The following is a 19,723-nucleotide window of genomic DNA, read 5'->3' as shown; positions in this document are numbered from 1 at the left end:
GTTATCCCTGAGGCATGCGCTCGGGACCCTTGCCGAACAGGTCGACGCTGAAGCATCTGGCTTGAAGTTCACAAATGCCTTGCACTTGTCAGGGCTTCTTCGACAACCCCAAGCAAAACCTCTTCGCTGAATGGTTTGCCAAGGCATGCCAATGCCCCGTTGCGCATAGACGCCTGCACCGCCAAATCATCCCAGTGCGCCGACATACAGATCACCGGCAACCGCCAGCCCAACCGCGCCAGTTCCCGCTGAACCTCCAGGCCGCTCAGCCCAGGCATCTTCAGGTCCAACAGCACACACCCGGCCATCGGTGCCAGCTCAGAGGCCAGCAACTCTTCACCCGAGGCGAACAGCAACGTGGCAACCCCGGCCGAACGCAACAGGTTGGCCAAGCTTTTTCGCACTGAAGCATCGTCATCAACGATACACACCACTCCGTTCATGCCGGGCCCTGGCCCTCGGCACACGACTCGATGACGTTGTGCATGGCGACCAGTTCGACCAGTGAGCGCGACTGCATCTTGTTCATGATGTTCTTCTTGTGGACCTTGGTGGTCACCTCGCTGGTGCCGATCTGCTTGGCAATCTGTTTGTGCGAAAGGCCATCGACCACCAACGAGAACACCTGACGCTCACGCTGGGTAAGGCGCTGGTATTTCTCCTTCACCTGCCGCGCTCGATGCCATTTGCGACCTTGCACCAAGGCCCGTGCGCGCGCCGCGTCGAGTACCGTCAGCAACTGCGCTTCGTCAAAGGGCTTGGTCAGAAACTCCACCGCACCTGCGCGCATGGCCTGCACCGTCATGGGGATGGTGCCGTAACCGGTCATGAAGATGACCGGCCAGGGCAGGTCGAGCCGACGCAGTACATCCTGGACCTCCAGCCCGCTGGCCTCCGGCAGGTTCATGTCCAGCAACAGGCACGCGTAGGGCGTATCTGCCTGGCCTTCGAACAGTTCTTCAGCCGAGGCATACAACCGATGCGCGATATCCTGTGAACGGAACAGCCGCGCCAGAGCCTTGCGCACCGCCGGGTCGTCATCCACCACCAGCACCGGTACGCTTGCACTGTGGCCCAGATCTACCAGGCCCTCTGCCGCGTCCTCCAAGGGTGGCTTACCCAGGGCAGTGCGCGGCAGATCGAGGACAACGTCGACAGCCAGCCGGTAGCCACGCCGTGGTACCGTCTGGATCAGACCCGGGGCGCCAAAGGCCTTGCGCAGCAAAGAGACCTGCACCTGCAGGTTGTTGTCTTCAACCACCGTGCCCGCCCAGACCTGGCTGAACAGCTCGTCCTTGCCGACCACGCGGCCCTTGGCCTTGATCAAGGTGGCCAGCACCTCGAACGCGCGCCCGCCCAAAGGCACCGGCTTGCCGTCGACGAAGGCTTCTCGCCGCTCCAACGATACTTGGGCATTGCCTAATCGGATCATGGGCTTCTCTCGCGGGCACGGGCGGTTGCGCGGCCTTGTGCAATCTAGGCCAGCGGGCGCGATCTAACAATTATCCCGAGGGATAGGTTGGCATCAGGACTATACAAGCGTGCGCCGCTGCACCGGGACTCATAACGGTCAAGATGGTGCCCAATCCTGCCAAGCTGCCTCCCTGCATCAAGGGCAAGGGTTTCGCTGCGTATACTCGCGCCTCTGGATGTCGCCAAGCAGGGGGTGATGGATGCTCGATGAACGCCTTGTGCACGGGCACGTCGACTACGTTCAGTCTATTGACGAAGGCTGGTTGAACCGGTGTGACATCACGCAACGGGGCCAGCTAGGCGACCTCACTTACTTCCGCCTGCACGACCCTGTCACACGCCTGGCCTGGCTCGCCGTGCGCGCCCCGGTCGAAGCGCCCGCCGCCTGCCAACGCCTGGAACGCGACTACCGCCTGCACCTTGACCCTGAGTGGGCGGTGCTCCCTTCGGCTTTTCTGCGCTGCGCCGAAGGCTCATTGCTGGTATACCCGGCAGGCCGTTCGGTCGCGGTCCTCATCGCCCAAGGCCCGGCGGCGCTTTCGACTTTTCTCGGCGTTGCGGTAAACGCTGCGAAGGCTCTGGCGCAGGCTCATGAGCACAATGTGCTGCATGGGGCCTTACAACCGGAACATATCTGCATCGGCAAAGCGCAGCGTGTGCGGCTTGGTTTTTTCAGCGCCGACACTCAAGCACAGGGCAGCGCACAGCAAACGCCCATCGGCAACTGGGCCTACCTGGCACCGGAGCAACTCTGCCCCCATGGCACTAGCCGCGATCAGCGCAGCGACATCTATGCCTTGGGCGCGATCCTCTACCAGTTGCTCCTGGGCGAGCTACCCTTGCGCGGGCGCGACAAGCTGCACTGGCGCCAGCTACATGCCGGCGTGCAGCCGCGGGCAGCCAACGAAGTCGATGCCAGGGTGCCGCTGGCGCTAAGCGACATCCTCGCCAAAGCGCTGGCCAAAGAACCTGATGCCCGTTACCAGAGCGCACGTGCCCTGGCCATCGACCTTGACCATTGTCAGCGGCAGTGGGCCACCACGCAGGCCATCGAAGGCTTTGAACCAGGCAGCGCGGACGGTATCGCGCCCAGCCGCGAACGCCTGTACGGTCGCGATGCCGAGCAGAAGGTGATCGCTCTGCTGATGAAAGCCTTGCGCCGTGACAGCACACCGCAAGCGCTGTTCATCAGCGGTGCGACCGGCATGGGCAAGTCGCGCCTTGTCGAGACGGCGCTGAGGGCCGATGCCCACGGCTATTGGGCCATCGGCAAATGCAACAGCCTCGAACAGGCAATGCCCTACGCGCCCTGGATCGAAATTCTGCGGTCGCTGGCCACGCAGTTGCTGGCCAAAAACAGCCAGGACCTCGAAACGCTGCGCCGCGAGATCCTGCGCCGGCTAAAAGGCCGTGGCCGCCTGCTGGGCAAGCTGGCGCCAGACCTCAACCTGATCATCGGCCCACTGCCTGAACTGCCGGAAAAACCTTCGCGGTTGGCCTTGCAGAAAGAGCTCAAGGCCATCGTCGAGTTCCTCCATGTACTCAGCCGGCCGGGCCACCCGCTGGTGCTGTTCCTGGACGACATGCAGTGGGCCGACGATGGCACCCAGCACTTGCTGGCGGAGCTGTTCGCCAAACCGCCGGGCAACCTCTTGCTGATTTTCGCCCGGCGTAACGATGCCCACCCCAGCAGCAATGCCCTGACGCCTGCAGCCCCGGTACGCAGCACCACCTTGAACCTGCGCCCGCTTACCGTGAGCGCTGTGACAGCGCTTATCGGCGAGCGCTACCACGTGCAGCCCGAGGCTGCTCTGGAGGTTGCGCAACTGGTGCACGACAAGACCGCGGGCAACCCGTTTTTCATCAACCAGATCCTCACCGCGATGGTCGAGGATGGGCTGTTTACGTTCGACACCCAAGCCATGCGCTGGTCATGGTCATTGGAAGCGGTGTCGCGCCACCGTTACGCGGATAACGTCGCCGACCTGATGGTTCAGCGCATGGTGCGCCTGCCCCCTGACCAGCGCGATACGCTGCGCATTGCCAGCGCGGTGGGCAACCGTTGCGATGAGCGGCTGCTTGAGCACATCCTGGGGCTGCCTGCCGGGCTCTGCGCCGAATCGCTCCGAGCACTGACTGCCGCGGGCTTCCTGCTGCCGGGTAACAAGGGCCTGGGTTTCGCCCATGACCGTGTACAGGGCGCCGCCTACGCACTCACGCCGCTGCGTGAACGGGCACAGCTGCATGCGCAGATCGCGCACGCCATGCTGCACACATGGCAAGACGACCTGAACGATGCCGTCTTCGATATTGCCAACCAGCTGCAACGCACCGGCGGCCAGGCGTTTGAAACGAATACCTGCGAGGCCTTCCTGCCATTACTGCGCGAGGCCGCCCTGCGAGCGCGCGACAGTGGTGCCATTGACCAGGCGGCAGGCTACCTGCACACCGCCGACCATATGCTGCGCGTCAGCGGGACACCTTCCGCCCATGCGCAACACGCTTTTAGCATCGCCTGCTTGGCAGCGGAGTGCGACATGCAGCTGTCACGCATGCCGCAGGCTCAGGCCCGTCTCGCCGATTGCCAGAAACGGGCGAGAACGCCCCTTGACCAGGCGCAGGTTTGCAGGCTGCAGGCACGCTTGCATACCTTGCACTGCGACTACCAGGCGGCCATCAGTGCAGCGCTATACGGCCTCGAGCTACTGGGCATTACCCTGGACCGCGGTAGCAATCAGGCTCAGGTCGAGGCCAGCTTCGCCGTTGTGCAGGCCCTGATCGAGCGCAAAGGCCGCCACTGCCTGGAGTCACTGCCGCGGTGCAATGCGCAGGAGGTGACGGTCGCCGTTGGCCTGCTGGCGACCCTTTCATCGTCTTTTTTCGTCCAGGACGATATTTGTTTCCTGCACTTGGCCAAGCTCGTGGAGTTGTCCCTGAGCCAGGGCGTTGCGCCCGGCAGCACCTATGGGCTGGCCTGGTACGGGGTGATGATCGCCGAGCGTTTCGGTGCCTACCACGATGGGCATGCCTGCTGCCTGGCGGCACTGAAACTGATCGAGCGTCACGGCTTCGAGGCAGACCTGACCAGCGCCCTGCTTGCCCTGGACCAGGTCAGTGCCTGGACTGCCCCCATGGAATTCGCCCGGCGCACCGCCCTGGAGGCTGTTGATTCAGGCCGCTTGAGCGGCGACCTGGCAATGAGTTGCTATGCCTGCAATCACTTGGTCTCGGACTCGCTGTTCATGGGGCGCTACCTGCCGGAAGTTGCCGATGAAGTGGCACAAGGCTTGGCCACCGTGCGCAGGTACAACTACAGCGACATTGAACATATCCTCTTGGCCCAACAAGCATTCGTCGCCGACCTGTGCGGCACCCCCTGCTCAGGCTCGTCCGGGGAGGTAAGATCACCAACGACCCTGTTCTTCAAACACCTGTTCAGCGGCATGTCGGCCTTCTACCTGGGCAACATCAAGCAGGCCATACACAGCCTTGCCTGTGCAGGCGAGCATGCCTGGGCGGCACCTGCGCACATCAACCTGGCGGACTACTACCTGTTCCATGGCCTGGCGCTGGGCAGCCCCGAGGCACCTGGCAGCCTTGCCAGCAAACTGGCCGCGCTGCAGGCCGCGCGCGTGCGTTTTGCCAGTTGGGCGAACTTCAACCCGGTTACCTTCCGCAACAAGCTGCTGTTGATAGAAGGGGTCATCGCCAAACTCAATAACGACGGCATGGCCGCCATCCGCTGCTTCGATCAGGCACAGATCGCCGCCACCACTGCCGGGTTCATTCATGAGCAGGCACTGGCTCACGAACAACTGGCCGAGGTATGCATCCCCAACGGCTTGATCTCTGGCGCCAACCTGCACCTGCGCATTGCCCGCGACTGTTTTCATATCTGGGGCGCAACTGGCAAAGTGCGCCAACTCGAGACACTGCACCCGTTCCTGCGCACCCAGCCGGTACAAGAAACCCACCGTTCGTCCAGCCAGGCGCGGCTGGACCTGGAAGCGGGTATCGAAGCTGCACGGGCGCTGTCCGAAGAGGTGTTGCTCGAAGGCCTCATCGAGACGCTGATGGGCCACCTGACCCAGCACTCCGGCGCCGATCACGGCGCACTGCTGATCGTCAGCGGCGCGGAGTTCCAGATGGCCGCCCTGGCCTATATCGATGATGTCGGCCTGCATGTGCAGATGGACAACTGCCAGAAATTCCTGACCCAGGCCCCGCTGTCGATCATCAACGCCACCATGCGCACCAAGAAACCACTGGTGCTCGACGATGCCCTGAGCGAATGCCCAGAAGCCTTCCGCCAAGAACTGCAGGCGCGCAATGCGCGCTCGGTACTGTGCCTGCCATTGGTGATCCAGGGTGTGCTGATCGGCTTGGTTTACCTGGAGAACCGCCTGGTGCCGAACCTGTTCGGCAGCCAGCGCCTGGCCATGCTGGAGATTCTGGCCTCGCAAGCGGCGGTTTCGCTGCAAACGGCAAAGTTCTATACGCGCCTGGCCGAAGACAACCAGACTCGCTCGCAGATGGAAGCCGAACTGCGCCGTTCACGTGCGCAGCTTGCCAGCAGTGCGCACCAGCAGGTGATGAACGAGCTTTCGGCATCCATCGCCCACGAGATCAGCCAGCCGCTTCTGGGTATCGCCGCCAATGCCGCAGCCAGCCTGCGCTGGCTCAAGCGCGAAACACCTGATCTGAAGGAAGCCATTGCCGGCCTGGAAGACATTCGCAACGACAGCGAGCGCGCCGCCAACATCGTGCGGGCACTGCGCTCGCTGGCCAAACAAACGCCGATGCAGCTCAAGGCGGTGAAGCTGGACGACCTGATTCTGCAAGTAGTGCGGCTGACCTCTGGGGATGCCGGCAAATGCAAGGTGGAGGTGCAGACCAGATTGCATGCCGGGGTAAGCGTGATGGCCGACCCCGTGCAATTGCAGCAGTTGGTGTTCAACCTCATCACCAATGCGCTGGAGGCGCTGGCGGGCTATCGCAGCGATGGATTGCTGCAGATTTCATCCGAGGTGCTGGCAGACAAAGTGCAGATCTGCGTCGATGATAACGGCCCGGGCATCGCTCCGGAGGAGCGGGATCAGGTATTCGGCGCGTTCTATACGACCAAGAGCGGCGGTTTGGGGATGGGCCTGGCGATCTGCAATTCGGTGGTACAGGCCCATGGGGGGCAGTTGCAGGCGCAGGTTTCGGCACTGGGTGGGTGCAGGATTCGGCTTACCCTCGCGCTGCAGCAGCCCTGAACTCTCCTTTCGGCACCGGCCAATGGCCGGCAAGCGCCCTCAGCTAGCCCAGTTGCTCAAGCTCGATCGGCCCTGCACTTGGACTGCCCCCGAAAGCTGGCACAATCCAAGTGGGAGCCGGCTTGACCGGCGGTTGGGCCGCCTAGCGGCCCTCGCGTCACATCAACGCGCGCTCAACGCCGCATAGCTGTTCATCAGGTTGCGGTAGTTGGGAATGCGCTGTGACAGCAGATTGCCCAGCCCCTCGATATCGTTGCGCCAGTCACGGTGCAGCTCACAGGCCACCGAGAACCAGTTCATCATCTGCGCGCCCGCCTCGGTCATGCGGACCCACGCCGCCTGCTGCACGGTTTGATTGAAGGTGCCTGAGGCATCGGTCACCACGAAGACCTCGAAACCCTCGGCCAGTGCCGACAGGGTGGGGAACGCTACGCACACGTCGGTAACCACACCGGCGATGATCAGTTGCTTGCGGCCGGTGGCCTTGATTGCCTTGACGAAGTCTTCGTTGTCCCAGGCATTGATCTGGCCAGGGCGGGCAATGTAAGGCGCGTCCGGGAACATCTCTTTCAGTTCAGGCACCAGCGGGCCATTGGGACCTTGCTCGAAGCTGGTGGTAAGGATGGTCGGCAGCCCGAAGAACTTGGCCAGGTCGCCCAGCGCCAGAACGTTGTTCTTGAATTCGTTTGGCGAAAAGTCCTGCACAAGTGAGATAAGGCCAGTCTGGTGATCGACCAGCAACACCACGGCGTCGTCTTTGTTCAGGCGCTTGTAATCGGGTTGGCTCATTGGGGTAACTCCTTGGGTAGGGAAAATGGCCTCGGCACTGTTCCGAGGGCTTATACCTGTGGATAAAAACGTCTTAAGGATGGGCATCGATGCGCGCTGATCGGCGCCAGGCCTTGGGCGGCTGGCCTACCAGGCGGCTGAAGGCGCGAGTGAAATGGGCCTGGTCGCAAAAACCGCACTCAAGGCTCACATGGGTAATGGGCGCCTCGGTGGCCAACAGACGCTTCGCCTTCTCCATCCGCGCCAGCAGTCGCCAGGCCTGGGGCGAAAGGCCGGTATTGACCTTGAAGGCACGGGAGAAGTGGCTCCGGGTGAGGTTGCACACCCCTGCGATCTCTATGATCGACAGCGAACTGCGCAGCATCAGTTCCTTGGCCTGGCGTAACCGTGTGGGGGTCAGGGCACCGGGGGAATGAGGGTTGTCTTCGGGCAAACCAGGGTTCATGGCGACTCTCCTGTTCAATGCAGAAAGTCTCACCCTCGGTGCATGACAAAGTCCTGAGCCGAACCTGAAGAGTTCTTAATTGTGCACTGCTGGCCCCAAGGCCTTACCGATACCTTAAAATGCAAGCCGAATTCAGCTTCGGGCCGCAGCAGCGGCCAGCATTCAAGGCGTAAGAGGTATGCAGGAAAGTCGCGCTCATCGCACCGTGGCCATGGTGCTGTTCAACGATGTGCTATTGCTGGATGTCACGGGGCCCATGGACGCCTTCGCCATCGCCAACCGGTTCTTGCCCGAAGACAGGCGCTATCGGCTGATCACCGTGGCTGAAAGCCAAAGTGCCATTCGGGGGTCCTGTGGCCTGAACGTCATCGCAGACCTGCGCCTGGAGGACCTGCCAGGCAACGTCGACCTGCTACTGGTGCCCGGTGGGCCAGGAGCCTATGACGTCGCCCTGCCCACGCTGGAGCGCTGGCTTGGGCACGCCGTGCACAGTGCCAAACGCTTCGGCGCCATCTGCACCGGAGTGTTCTTGCTGGGGCGGGCCGGGCTGCTGAGCGGCTACCGCTGTACCACCCACTGGAATTATGTGGAACGCCTGGCCCGCGCATTCCCCGAAGCGAAAGTCGAGACCGAGCAGATCTATGTGGTCGACCGTGGCCTGATCACTTCAGGTGGTATCACCGCAGGTATCGACCTGGCGTTGGCCATCGTGGCAGAAGATCACGGCAAGGCGCTGGCCTTGGAGGTGGCCAAGGTGCTGCTGGTCGCCCGTCATCGCCAGGGTGGGCAGACGCCCTATGGTCCGCTGCTCGCTGCGGTGCCACGGGATGGCTCGGTGATAGCACGCGTACAAGCGTATGTCGTCGACCATATCGACCAAGCCTTCACTGTGCAGAAGATGGCCGACCTGGTGGCAATGAGCGGGCGCAATTTCGCTCGTACCTTTCAGCGTGAGGTGGGCATCACGCCGTTGCAGTACCTGCAGAACGCGCGTATCGATCAGGCACGCAAACTGCTCGAAGGCAGCGACCGTCCTTTGAAGGTGGTGGCGGCGCAATGTGGTTTTGGCAGTGACCGGCATATGCGCAAAGTGTTCTGCGAGCGGCTAGGCATGACGCCGGCGCAGTACCGGGCCCAGTTCGGCGGCAGTTGAGCTGAGCGTTCCGCGTTGCCCGGGAAGCGCCAGGTAAAACTGTCACACTTGGTGGGACAATGTTTCTCTCCTGCGGCAGATTGTCTTAGACAGCCGCAATCCCCAGAATTGCCCGCCACACTGTCTAACGCTGCCCCGGCAGCTCATGGAGTTCGAGCCAATGCCACACGAAGGCAGCCTTCTGCAAACCGCGGTGATCTTCCTGTTCGCCGCCGTCCTTGCCGTACCCTTGGCCAAACGCCTGCAACTGGGCGCCGTGATCGGCTACCTGCTGGCGGGCGTGGCCATCGGCCCACAGGCCTTGGGCCTGATCCGCGACACCGAAAGCGTGGCGCACATTTCCGAACTGGGCGTGGTCCTGTTGCTGTTCATCATCGGCCTGGAACTGTCGCCCAAGCGCCTGTGGCTGATGCGCAAGTCAGTGTTCGGCGTCGGTACGGCACAGGTGCTGCTGACCGGTGCACTGATCGGCGCCATTGCCCTGTTCGGTTTCGGCCAGTCACTCTCGGCCGCCCTCGTGGTCGGCCTTGGCCTGGCCCTGTCTTCCACCGCCCTGGGCCTGCAGAGCCTGGCCGAGAGCAAGCAGCTCAACGCCCCGCATGGCCGCCTGGCATTCGCCATCCTGCTGTTCCAGGACATTGCCGCGATCCCGCTGATAGCCCTGGTGCCACTGCTGGCTGCCAGCGGCCCGGACACCAGCCACGGTGACAGCCTGCAGCATGGCCTGAATGTCTTCGCCAGTATCGCAGTGGTGATCGTCGGCGGGCGCTACCTACTGCGCCCGGTGTTCCGCATCGTGGCCCGCACCGGCCTGCCTGAAGTGTCCACCGCCACCGCGTTGCTGGTGGTGATCGGTACCGCCTGGCTGATGGAGGAAGCCGGTATTTCCATGGCCCTGGGCGCCTTCCTCGCGGGCTTGCTGCTGGCCGACTCGGAATACCGGCATGAGCTGGAATCACAGATCGAACCGTTCAAAGGCCTGCTGCTGGGGCTGTTTTTCATGAGTGTGGGTATGGGTGCAAACCTGCGCCTGCTGCTGGAAATGCCGCTCGTTCTGCTGGGCCTGACCCTGCTGTTGGTGACGGTCAAACTGGTGCTGCTGATCGGTGTCGGCCGCTTGGCCGGTGGCCTGAACAGCGCCAGCGCACTGCGCCTGGGGATGGTACTGGCCGCCGGTGGTGAGTTTGCCTTCGTGGTGTTCAAGCTGGGCAAGGACCAGGGCCTGTTCGACACCCAGACCTACGACCTGCTGCTGATGACCATCACCCTGTCGATGGCCATCACCCCGCTGCTGATGCTTGGCTGCGCCCGTGCCCTCAAGCGCACGCAGCCTGCGCGTGAAGTACCTGAGCAATACAAAGCCATCGATGCCGGTACCCCGCGCGTGGTGATCGTCGGCATGGGCCGCATGGGGCAGATCGTCTCACGCATCCTGCGTGCGCAGAAAATCCCTTTCGTGGCCCTGGAAACCTCGGTGGACGCCATCGAGATGACCCGTATGTTCGAACAGGCGCCGGTGTTTTACGGCGACCCACAGCGCCCCGAAGTGCTGCACGCTGCCAAGGTCGGCGAAGCGGAATACTTCATCATTACCACCGACGATCCGGAGGTGACCATACGCACGGCAGAGCGAGTGAAGCGCCTGTACCCTCACCTCAAAGTACTGGCACGCGCGCGTAACCGGCAGCATGTGCACAAGCTGGTGGACGTTGGTGCAGAGCCTATTCGCGAGACGTTCTATTCGAGCCTGGAAATGACCCGCCGGGCGCTGGTCGGGTTGGGGCTGAGCAGTGAACAGGCGGCGGACCGCATCGATCGGTTTGCCCAGCATGACGAGGAAGTGCTGGAGGCACAGGGGCAGGTGCGTGATGACCGGGCCAAGGTGATGCAGACGGCCAAGGAAGCGCGGATGGAGTTGGAGCGATTGTTCGATTCGGATGCGGATTGAGGCTTGTACGTCGAAGACAAAGAGGGCTCAGGCGTAATGCCAGCCAGTTAAGTGATCCGGGGCCGCTTTGCGCCCCATCGCCGGCAAGCCGGCTCCCACCACGACCGCGCTGTTCTTCAGGCCTGCGCTTTACCTGAGGAAGCAAGCGTCTTGCCCAATCTCTAAAAGCTGACGCAATCCATGTGGGAGCCGGGCTTGCCGGCTCCCACCCCGACCGAGCTGTTCTTCAGGCTGCGCTTTACCTGAGGAAGCAAGCGTCTTGCCCAATCTCTAAAAGCTGACGCAATCCATGTGGGAGCCGGGCTTGCCGGCGATGGGCCGCAAAGCGGCCCCAAGTACTCGCTGGCCCCGTCGAGCGCTCGGGCTATTACAGCGCTGCTAGGGGGCTGCTGCGCAGCCCTGATAACGCTAACTGTCTGGCATTAGTCTCAGCCCATCTTTTGGGTGTCCGTCACATTTTCTAGAAACGACAAGACGCCAGTTAGCGATATGTGAAAGTAGCGCTGGGTACATCAACCGGGCCGTTCGAGGCGCGGGAGGTCGCTTACACCAATGGCACCAATAGGCTCGCCTTCATCATGCAGTGCGGTGCAAAGGCACTGAACAAACATCGACATGGGAAGCTGCTCTACAAGCGATACTGTGTGCTGTCGAACAAAGAAAAGGGCCACTGTCACCAGTGGCCCTGTAATCATGCTTGATATTCATACACCCCCAAGCCAGGGTGTGGAGGTCTCACCCGATGATGATGATCCAGCCATCGACAGGGTTCCTCCACCAGCTAGTGCCGCTGACAATACTTATGGATCAAGTAAAGATGGCCCCTTTTGTAGGAGCCATCCGTCAAGTTGCTACGTATTAGTTCCCAGCAGTCAACGCGTTATAGCTGGTCATCAAATTCCGATAATCCGGAATGTGGTTGGAGCACAGCGCCGCCAGCCCTTCTACATCGTTGCGCCAGTCGCGATGCAGCTCACACGCCACGCCGAACCAGGTCATCAGTTGTGCGCCCGCCTGGCTCATGCGGTCGTGGGCAGCGTCGCGGGTCATGGCATTGAAGGTGCCGGAAGCGTCGGTCACCACGAACACCTCGAACTCTTCTTCCAGTGCCGACAGCGCGGGGAAGGCTACACACACCTCAGTCACTACACCGGCGATGATCAGTTGCTTCTTGCCGGTGGCCTTCACCGCCTTGACGAAGTCTTCGTTGTCCCAGGCGTTGATCTGGCCAGGGCGGGCGATGTACGGGGCGTCCGGGAACAGTGCTTTGAGCTCCGGTACCAGCGGGCCGTTGGGGCCTTGTTCGAAGCTGGTGGTGAGGATGGTCGGCAGGTTGAAGAACTTGGCGAGGTCCGCCAGGGCCAGCACGTTGTTCTTGAACTTGTCCGGCTCGATGTCACGCACCAGCGACAGCAGCCCAGCCTGGTGGTCGACCAGCAGCACGGCGGCGTCGTCTTTGTTGAGGCGGTTGTAGGTGAATTTGCTCATGTTCTGTGCTCCTGAGGTTTATGAACTTTTCAGCAATCTGGGGTGTTTCGCGTTGATGGGCACAGATTAAAATCATCACCTTTAGAGCGGTAGACTGCGAAAATTGCCCTTAGCGTTCCACCTGGAGAACGATCATTGGAAGACCTGAACTCCCTCTACTATTTCACCCAGGTGGTCGAGCACGGCGGCTTCGCCCCGGCCGGGCGGGCGCTGGACATGCCCAAGTCGAAACTCAGCCGCCGCATCGCCGACCTTGAGGACCGCCTGGGCGTGCGCCTGCTGCACCGCACCAGCCGGCACTGCTCGCTCACCGAGATCGGCCAGGCCTACTACAACCGTTGCCTGGCCATGCGTGTAGAGGCCGAAGGTGCAGCGGAAATCATCGAGCGCAACCGCAGCGAGCCGCGCGGCTTGGTGCGCATCAGTTGCCCGACCACACTGCTCAACTCCTGGGTCGGGCCAATGCTCACCCGCTACATGCTCAAGTACCCACAGGTAGAGCTGTTCATCGAGAGCACCAACCGCCGCGTCGACCTGCTGCACGAGGGCTTCGACGTCGCGCTGCGCGTGCGCTTCCCGCCACTGGAAAACACCGACATGGTGATGAAGGTGCTGAGCAACAGCACCCAGTGCCTGGTGGGGCACCCGCAGTATCTGCAGCAGTTGCCCAAGGGCTTCGACCCGCAGTTGCTCGGCACGCTGCCCAGCGTGCACTGGGGTAGCGCCCAGCGCGATTACCAGTGGGAACTGTTCCAGGGCGAGGACATGAGCCGCAGTATCGTAATCCGTCACACACCGCGCATGGTCACCGATGACCTGTTTGCCCTGCGCCATTTCGTGGTGGCCGGGGTGGGTATCGCGCACTTGCCACGGGTGGCTGTGCGCGAAGATCTGGCCGAAGGCCGTTTGGTGGAGCTATTGCCGCAGTGGCACCCACGTTGCGGCATCGTGCATGCCATTTTCCCTTCGCGGCGTGGGTTGTTGCCGTCGGTGCGGTCGCTGATCGACCACCTGGCGGAGGAATTCGCGATCAGCGACATGGCCTGAACCAGCACACGCTTACAAGACCCTGTTCTACGCTTGCCGCACAGTCCCGGATCATCCAACCCGGAGCCCCCATGATCCGCGCCACTCACGGGCCAGGCCGCGCCCTGCTCGCCACCCTCGCCCTTTGCCCCGCGCTCAGCCAGGCAGATGAGCCCGGCTGGTCGCTGCTCAGCCGCAACTATTTCCTGCACAGCGACTTCCGCTCGCCCTCAGGTAGCGGCCAGAACTACCGCCAGGAATGGGCCCAAGGCTTCATCGGCGAGGTTCGCTCCGGCTTCACCGAAGGCACTCTCGGTGTGGGCATCGACGCCCATGGCTTCCTTGGCCTCAAGCTCGACGGCGGCCGCGGCCATGCTGGCACCGGGTTGCTGCCACGTGACAGCGACGGCCGCGCCGAGTCCGACTACTCCAGCGCCGGCGCGGCGCTGAAGTTACGCCTGGGCAACACACAGCTGCGCTACGGCGAATTGACGGTGCAAACCCCGGTATTCGACACCGGCGACAAACGCCTGCACCCGGAATACGCCACCGGCTGGCTGCTGGAGAACACCGACCTGCCCGGCTGGCACCTGCAGGCGGGGCGCTTCACCGCGTTCAACAACCAGGACAACAGCTCGGCCCATGACGACTTCAGCGGCTATGGCGCCACCACCCAAGGCCGCGCCATCAGCCTGGCCGGCGCCACCTTCGGCCCCGATGGCCCGTTCGGCGGCGCGCTGTACGCCGGGCAGCTGCAGGACACCTGGCGCCAGGCTTATCTCAACCTGAACCTGGCCGAGGGCAACTGGTACCTGGACGGCAACCTGTACCAGACCCGTGACACCGGCAGCGCGAGTGCCGGCGCCATCGACACCCTCGCCTACAGCCTTTCAGGCAGATACCGCTTCGGTGCCCACGCCGTGACCCTGGCGTACCAGAAGATCGAGGGCAACACCCCGTTCGATTTCGTCGGGGGCGACTCCATCTACCTGGCCAACTCGATCAAATACGCCGACTTCAACGGCCCAGGCGAGCGCTCTTGGCAACTGCGCTACGACCTCAATTTCGCCACCCTGGGTGTGCCCGGCCTCAGCCTGATGGGGCGTTATGTCAGCGGCAGCGCCATTGACGGCACGCATGCTCCGGCAGGCGGTGCCTACACGGGCCAGCAGGGTCAAGGTGGCCGCCACTGGGAACGCGACCTCGACCTCAAGTATGTGGTGCAGTCCGGCGCCGCCAAAGACCTCAGCCTGTCGTTCTCCCACGTCAGCCACCGCGCCAACGAGGCCCAGGCAGGCGACGACATTGACCGCATCTACCTGATCATCGAATACCCACTCACAGGCAGCTTCTGACCTGAGCATCACGACTGCAGGTGCCTTCAAGACCAAGGCCTTGAATGATATCGAGATCGCCAAGACCAGACAGCGTTGATACCGGTGAGTCAAGCGATTGCGGGCCGCTGTGCGGCCCATCGCCGGCAAGCCGGCCCCCACATGGATTGCGCCGGCCTTTAGCAATTGGGCAAGACGGTCGCTTCCTCAGGTAAAGCGCAGGCCTGAAGAACTGCGCGGTCGCGTTGGGGAAGGGCTGCGTAGCAGCCCTGATAACCCTAACTGACTGGCATAACCGCTGGGGAGCCACTCTTCACATCAGCTCAAAACGCAAAGCACGAACAGCCCAAGGCCCCCCAGAAGCCCTGGTAGTCATTCACCGGCACACTCGAATGCCGCGCTTTTTCATGGCTGTGCGCATGCACCCCGCAAGGCCCGCTGCACTGGTGCACCGCTGCAGCCAATGAGGGCGTACCCACGCGCCAGTGCCCCGGCACCTTGACCACTGGCGACCACTCCGGCAATACCGGGACCTGTGGCGGGCCGAGCTTGTCGAATTCGCCAGCGCCGTACACGACCTTGCCGTCGACGATAGTCAGTACCGACTCGATGCCCTTGATCGCCTCTTCATCAACGCTGAAGAAATCCAGCGACAGCGCCGCGAGGTCCGCCAGCTGGCCAACCTTGATCTGGCCTTTCTTGCCCTGCTCGCTGGAGAACCACGCGCTGCCCTGGGTGAACAGTTGCAGCGCGGTATCGCGGCTCAGGCCCTCCGGGTACAGCTCCATGCCGCCAACCGTCTTGCCGCTGACCAACCAGTACAGCGACGTCCAAGGGTTGTAGCTGGAGACCCGGGTGGCGTCGGTACCGGCGCCCACAGGCACACCCATTTCGAGCATGCGCTTGATCGGCGGGGTCTGCTCGGCGGCCTTCGCACCGTAGCGATCGACGAAGTACTCACCCTGGAACGCCATGCGGTCCTGGATGGCAATACCGCCGCCCAACGCACGCACGCGCTCGATGTTCTGAGGCGTGATGGTCTCGGCGTGGTCGAAGAACCAGGGCAACCCGTTGAACGGGATATCGCGGTTGACCTTCTCGAACACGTCGAGCATGCGCGTGATCGATTCGTTGTAGGTGGCGTGCAGGCGGAACGGCCAGCGCTGCTCGACCAGGTGGCGCACCACCGGTTCCAGCTCCTCTTCCATGGTTTGCGGCAGGTCCGGGCGCGGTTCGAGGAAGTCCTCGAAGTCGGCGGCTGAGAACACCAGCATCTCACCGGCGCCGTTATGGCGCAGGAAGTCGGTGCCGCTGTGCAGCTTGACACTGGAAGTCCACTTCCTGAAGTCGTCCAGCTCTTCCTTGGGCTTTTGGGTGAACAGGTTGTAGGCGATGCGCACCGTCAGCTGGTCGTTGTCGGCCAGTTCCTGAATCACCGCGTAGTCGTCCGGGAAGTTCTGGTAGCCGCCCCCTGCGTCGATGGCGCTGGTCAGGCCCAGGCGGTTGAGCTCACGCATGAACTGGCGGGTCGAGTTGACCTGGTATTCCAGCGGCAGCTTAGGCCCTTTGGCCAAGGTTGCGTAAAGGATCATCGCGTTGGGGCGGGCGATGAGCATGCCAGTCGGGTTGCCGAACTTGTCGCGCTGAATTTCACCGCCCGGCGGGTTTGGCGTGTCCTTGCTGTAGCCCACGGCCTTGAGCGCGGCACGGTTGAGCAGTGCGCGGTCGTACAGGTGCAGCAGAAACACCGGGGTATCGGGCGCAGCCTGGTTGATTTCTTCCAGGGTGGGCATGCGTTTTTCAGCGAACTGGAATTCGTTCCAGCCACCGACCACGCGCACCCATTGCGGCGTTGGCGTGCGCGCCGCCTGGTCCTTGAGCATGCGCAGGGCATCGGCTACCGACGGCACACCTTCCCAACGCAGTTCAAGGTTGTAGTTCAGACCACCGCGGATCAGGTGCAGGTGCGAGTCGTTCAGGCCCGGGATCACCGTGCGCTGCTTCAGGTCGATGATCTGCGTGGCAGCACCCTTGTGGGCCATGGCCTCGGCGTCGTTGCCCACGGCAATGAAGCGGCCATCTTTGATGGCGACGGCAGTGGCGGTGGGCTTTTCACGGTCGACTGTATGCAGTTTGCCGTTGAACAGGATCAGGTCGGCGGTCATGGAACCTCCTTGGATGGATGCGTGGGCGGAGCCGGCGGCGCCGGTGAAGGGCAATGCGGACCAGAGCGCGCCGGCGGCACCGAGCACGGTACTGGTGGCAAGGAACTGGCGACGGGTCTTGTCGTTGGGGTCCTGGGACATGGTCTTCTCCGTCTGGGTGCGGCGGCGGCAGCGGCAACTGCGGAGCATGCCGGTTCAAGCCTGGCCAGGGATTGCATGGATGTGCGGTGGGTTGAAGAAGGTTAGCCCTGTTTACATTTTGTGCTGGCCGGGCCGGCCTCTTCGCCGGCAAGCCGGCTCCCACAGGCACCGCACAGGGCTTGAAGCCGATGCGGCCGAGGTAGGAGCCGGCTTGCCGGCGATGGGCCGCAACGCGGCCCTAGCCTGCTCAGCGGTTCAGGAACGCCAGCAGGTCCTCATTCAGCTGCTGCGCATGGGTCACTGCGAACCCGTGCGGCGCCCCGCTGTACACCTTCAGCTCAGCCCCCCGAATCAACTCCGCAGCCCGCTTGCCGGTAGTCTCGAACGGTACGATCTGATCGTCGTCACCGTGGATCACCAAGGTCGGTACATCGATCTTGGCCATGTCCGGGCGGAAGTCGGTTTCAGAGAACGCACTGACGCAATCCAGTGTGGCCTTGATCGAAGCCATCAGCGCAATGTTCAGGGTCTGCGTCTGCACCCCCTGAGACACCTGCTGCCCATGGTTCAACCCGTAGAACGGCGTGGCGAAATCGGCGATGAACTGCGCCCGGTCCGCCCGCAGGCCAGCTTGGATGCCATCGAATACCGAGGTGTCGACACCGTCCGGGTTGTCGTCACGCTTGCCGAACACCGGGGTCACTGCGCCCAGCAACACCAGCCCGGCAACCCGTGCGCTGCCATGGCGGGCGATGTAGCGGCTGACGTCGCCGCCACCCATGGAGAAGCCCACCAGGGTCACGTCGCGCAGGTCGAGGTGCTCGATCAGCTGGGCGATGTCGTCAGCGAAGGTGTCGTAGTCATAACCGTTCCACGGCTGGCCCGAGCGGCCGAAACCACGGCGGTCGAAGGCGATTGCGCGGTAGCCGCGGCTGGCCAGGTACTCCATCTGCGAGTCCCACATGTCGGCATCCAGCGGCCAGCCATGGCTGAACAGCACGGGCTTGCCGCTGCCCCAGTCCTTGTAATAGATCGAAGTGCCATCGCGGGTAACGAGCGTAGTCATGTCTGTATCTCCTTGAAGTGTCTTGGTTGAGAGATGAATCAGCTGCGCAGCCAGTTGGCGCAACGACGGGTTACCCAGGGCATGATGAAAAACACCACGGGCAGGATCACGAACAGGTTGACGATCAGGTTGCCTGTGACCATCCCGCCAAACTGCGGGAAGCGGATGAAGAACGGCGCCAGCAATTGCGGAACGATCATGGTCATCGGGCAGATCACCAGGTAGGTCAGCAGGGCCTGCTTCCAGCGCGGCGGTTGCGCGGACGTCATGCTGGGCGGTGTGAACCAGAACTCCGGGTCTTCATGCACCTGGGTGTGGTCGCCGCCGTCGAGCAGCGGTAGCACTTCGTTGACCAGCGTCTGGCGCTCGCTGGAGTTGACCCAGGCCTGCAACAAGCTGGCATCTGCAAAGCGCACCACGGTGGTGAAGTGCAGCCCGCCGTCGTCCGGGCGGATCACGTTGACGTCGAGGTGCCCCGGCTGGCGCCGTGCGGTGCTGACCGTACGCTTGAGCCAAGCCTCGTAGCTGGCCAGTGCCTGGGCGCGGACCTTGTGCTGGATGACCAGCGTCACCACGTTGCGGTTGTCTTGGAATGCGGTGTTCATCGGCGTTCCTTGGGATGAGCTTGCCCGCATCCACTGTGCAACGGCGGACGGGCGGATGATTGGATGAGTGTGCTGCCCTGGGCGGGCACCGCTGCCGGTGCCCGAGGCGGTCGGCTTACTTGCCGGCGGTGAAGGCGTTGTAGCTGGTCATCAGGTTGCGGTAATCCGGGATGTGGTTCGAGCACAGCGCCGCCAGGCCTTCGACATCGTTGCGCCAGTCGCGGTGCAGCTCACATGCCACGCCGAACCAGGTCATCAGCTGTGCGCCAGCCTGGCTCATGCGGTCGTGGGCAGCGTCGCGGGTCATGGCATTGAAGGTGCCGGAAGCGTCAGTCACCACGAACACCTCGAACTCTTCTTCCAGTGCCGACAGCGCCGGGAAGGCTACACACACCTCGGTCACTACACCGGCGATGATCAGCTGCTTCTTGCCGGTGGCCTTCACCGCCTTGACGAAGTCTTCGTTGTCCCAAGCGTTGATCTGGCCAGGGCGGGCGATGTAAGGGGCGTCCGGGAACAGTGCTTTGAGCTCCGGTACCAGCGGGCCGTTGGGGCCTTGTTCGAAGCTGGTGGTGAGGATGGTCGGCAGGTTGAAGAACTTGGCGAGGTCCGCCAGGGCCAGCACGTTGTTCTTGAACGCATCCGGCTCGATGTCACGGACCAGGGACAGCAGGCCAGCCTGGTGGTCGACCAGCAGAACGGCGGCGTCGTCTTTGTTCAGGCGGTTGTATTTGAAGTGGGTCATGGTCGTGCTCCTAAGGGTTTGGATGTTCAGTAAGTTGGGTGTTTCGCGTTGATGGGAGAAGATTAAAACCACCACCTTTGGAGCGGT

At 62.6% G+C, this 19,723-nt stretch carries 14 protein-coding genes; 5 read left to right on the top strand and 9 right to left on the bottom strand.

Going from position 1 to position 19,723, the window contains the following annotated elements; genetic code table 11:
• Positions 1-68: 68 nt before the first annotated feature.
• Together ACIPZC_RS01380 and ACIPZC_RS01375 are read right to left on the bottom strand one after the other, a co-directional pair.
• Positions 69-443 (bottom strand): response regulator transcription factor, encoded by a 375-nt coding sequence (locus tag ACIPZC_RS01380; protein WP_400624333.1) that lies wholly within the window; start codon positions 441-443, stop codon positions 69-71.
• The gene (locus ACIPZC_RS01375; protein ID WP_400624331.1) at positions 440-1,432 is read right to left on the bottom strand and encodes a response regulator; all 993 of its coding nucleotides are present in this window, start codon (positions 1,430-1,432) and stop codon (positions 440-442) included. The genes ACIPZC_RS01380 and ACIPZC_RS01375 overlap by 4 nt, the downstream gene beginning before the upstream one ends.
• A gap of 241 nt (positions 1,433-1,673) precedes the next feature.
• On the opposite strand from ACIPZC_RS01375, the gene ACIPZC_RS01370 reads away from it, so the two are divergent.
• Complete coding sequence (locus ACIPZC_RS01370) at positions 1,674-6,731, top strand: AAA family ATPase (protein ID WP_400624328.1); 5,058 nt, start codon at positions 1,674-1,676, stop codon at positions 6,729-6,731.
• Positions 6,732-6,893: 162 nt separating this feature from the next.
• Here the strand turns inward: ACIPZC_RS01370 and ycaC (ACIPZC_RS01365) are convergent, their stop codons facing one another.
• Entirely contained in the window at positions 6,894-7,520 is a 627-nt protein-coding gene (ycaC, locus tag ACIPZC_RS01365) for an isochorismate family cysteine hydrolase YcaC (RefSeq protein ID WP_012312177.1), read from the bottom strand.
• Positions 7,521-7,593: 73 nt separating this feature from the next.
• Positions 7,594-7,965: a helix-turn-helix domain-containing protein gene (locus ACIPZC_RS01360; protein WP_400624325.1), complete on the bottom strand. Its 372-nt coding sequence runs from the start codon at positions 7,963-7,965 to the stop codon at positions 7,594-7,596.
• Between the two features lie 178 nt (positions 7,966-8,143).
• Here ACIPZC_RS01360 and ACIPZC_RS01355 point away from each other — a divergent pair, with 178 nt between their 5' ends.
• Both ACIPZC_RS01355 and ACIPZC_RS01350 read left to right on the top strand, forming a co-directional pair.
• The gene (locus ACIPZC_RS01355; protein ID WP_400624322.1) at positions 8,144-9,118 is read left to right on the top strand and encodes a GlxA family transcriptional regulator; all 975 of its coding nucleotides are present in this window, start codon (positions 8,144-8,146) and stop codon (positions 9,116-9,118) included.
• A gap of 160 nt (positions 9,119-9,278) precedes the next feature.
• On the top strand, positions 9,279-11,066 hold the full coding sequence (locus tag ACIPZC_RS01350) for a monovalent cation:proton antiporter-2 (CPA2) family protein (RefSeq protein WP_400624319.1): 1,788 nt from the start codon (positions 9,279-9,281) through the stop codon (positions 11,064-11,066).
• Between the two features lie 858 nt (positions 11,067-11,924).
• On the opposite strand, the gene ycaC (ACIPZC_RS01345) is transcribed toward ACIPZC_RS01350, so the two are convergent.
• Positions 11,925-12,554, bottom strand: a complete 630-nt coding sequence (ycaC, locus tag ACIPZC_RS01345) for an isochorismate family cysteine hydrolase YcaC (RefSeq protein ID WP_400624316.1) — start codon at positions 12,552-12,554, stop codon at positions 11,925-11,927.
• 135 nt (positions 12,555-12,689) lie between these two features.
• On the opposite strand from ycaC (ACIPZC_RS01345), the gene ACIPZC_RS01340 reads away from it, so the two are divergent.
• Positions 12,690-13,601 carry a LysR substrate-binding domain-containing protein gene (locus ACIPZC_RS01340; protein ID WP_400624313.1) on the top strand — a complete coding sequence of 304 codons (912 nt, stop codon included), beginning with the start codon at positions 12,690-12,692 and terminating at the stop codon, positions 13,599-13,601.
• A gap of 71 nt (positions 13,602-13,672) precedes the next feature.
• The gene (locus ACIPZC_RS01335; protein ID WP_400624311.1) at positions 13,673-14,935 is read left to right on the top strand and encodes an OprD family porin; all 1,263 of its coding nucleotides are present in this window, start codon (positions 13,673-13,675) and stop codon (positions 14,933-14,935) included.
• Positions 14,936-15,237: 302 nt separating this feature from the next.
• Here the strand turns inward: ACIPZC_RS01335 and ACIPZC_RS01330 are convergent, their stop codons facing one another.
• The 4 genes from ACIPZC_RS01330 to ycaC (ACIPZC_RS01315) all read right to left on the bottom strand — a co-directional run bounded on the left by ACIPZC_RS01330 (position 15,238) and on the right by ycaC (ACIPZC_RS01315) (position 19,636).
• Complete coding sequence (locus tag ACIPZC_RS01330) at positions 15,238-17,079, bottom strand: amidohydrolase (RefSeq protein WP_400624817.1); 1,842 nt, start codon at positions 17,077-17,079, stop codon at positions 15,238-15,240.
• 388 nt (positions 17,080-17,467) lie between these two features.
• Positions 17,468-18,286, bottom strand: a complete 819-nt coding sequence (locus tag ACIPZC_RS01325; protein WP_400624308.1) for an alpha/beta fold hydrolase — start codon at positions 18,284-18,286, stop codon at positions 17,468-17,470.
• Positions 18,287-18,324: 38 nt separating this feature from the next.
• Entirely contained in the window at positions 18,325-18,891 is a 567-nt protein-coding gene (locus ACIPZC_RS01320; protein ID WP_400624305.1) for an antibiotic biosynthesis monooxygenase, read from the bottom strand.
• A 115-nt stretch (positions 18,892-19,006) separates the two neighbouring features.
• Positions 19,007-19,636: an isochorismate family cysteine hydrolase YcaC gene (ycaC, locus tag ACIPZC_RS01315; protein WP_400624302.1), complete on the bottom strand. Its 630-nt coding sequence runs from the start codon at positions 19,634-19,636 to the stop codon at positions 19,007-19,009.
• Between the last annotated feature and the right edge of the window lie 87 nt (positions 19,637-19,723).

This window comes from Pseudomonas sp. NPDC089743, from assembly GCF_044748785.1.
In the GTDB taxonomy this organism is placed as follows: Bacteria; Pseudomonadota; Gammaproteobacteria; order Pseudomonadales; family Pseudomonadaceae; genus Aquipseudomonas; species Aquipseudomonas putida_X.
This window is presented reverse-complemented; position numbering and strand designations above follow the sequence as displayed.

Bases quoted from the DNA above. Each gene is read 5' to 3' on its own strand.
- ACIPZC_RS01320 (WP_400624305.1), bottom strand. From the start codon at position 18,891: ATGAACACCGCATTCCAAGACAACCGCAACGTGGTGACGCTGGTCATC.
- ycaC (WP_012312177.1), bottom strand. From the start codon at position 7,520: ATGAGCCAACCCGATTACAAGCGCCTGAACAAAGACGACGCCGTGGTG.
- ACIPZC_RS01335 (WP_400624311.1), top strand. From the start codon at position 13,673: ATGATCCGCGCCACTCACGGGCCAGGCCGCGCCCTGCTCGCCACCCTC.
- ACIPZC_RS01330 (WP_400624817.1), bottom strand. From the start codon at position 17,079: ATGACCGCCGACCTGATCCTGTTCAACGGCAAACTGCATACAGTCGAC.
- ACIPZC_RS01360 (WP_400624325.1), bottom strand. From the start codon at position 7,965: ATGAACCCTGGTTTGCCCGAAGACAACCCTCATTCCCCCGGTGCCCTG.
- ACIPZC_RS01325 (WP_400624308.1), bottom strand. From the start codon at position 18,286: ATGACTACGCTCGTTACCCGCGATGGCACTTCGATCTATTACAAGGAC.
- ycaC (WP_400624302.1), bottom strand. From the start codon at position 19,636: ATGACCCACTTCAAATACAACCGCCTGAACAAAGACGACGCCGCCGTT.
- ACIPZC_RS01350 (WP_400624319.1), top strand. From the start codon at position 9,279: ATGCCACACGAAGGCAGCCTTCTGCAAACCGCGGTGATCTTCCTGTTC.
- ycaC (WP_400624316.1), bottom strand. From the start codon at position 12,554: ATGAGCAAATTCACCTACAACCGCCTCAACAAAGACGACGCCGCCGTG.
- ACIPZC_RS01380 (WP_400624333.1), bottom strand. From the start codon at position 443: ATGAACGGAGTGGTGTGTATCGTTGATGACGATGCTTCAGTGCGAAAA.
- ACIPZC_RS01375 (WP_400624331.1), bottom strand. From the start codon at position 1,432: ATGATCCGATTAGGCAATGCCCAAGTATCGTTGGAGCGGCGAGAAGCC.
- ACIPZC_RS01370 (WP_400624328.1), top strand. From the start codon at position 1,674: ATGCTCGATGAACGCCTTGTGCACGGGCACGTCGACTACGTTCAGTCT.
- ACIPZC_RS01355 (WP_400624322.1), top strand. From the start codon at position 8,144: ATGCAGGAAAGTCGCGCTCATCGCACCGTGGCCATGGTGCTGTTCAAC.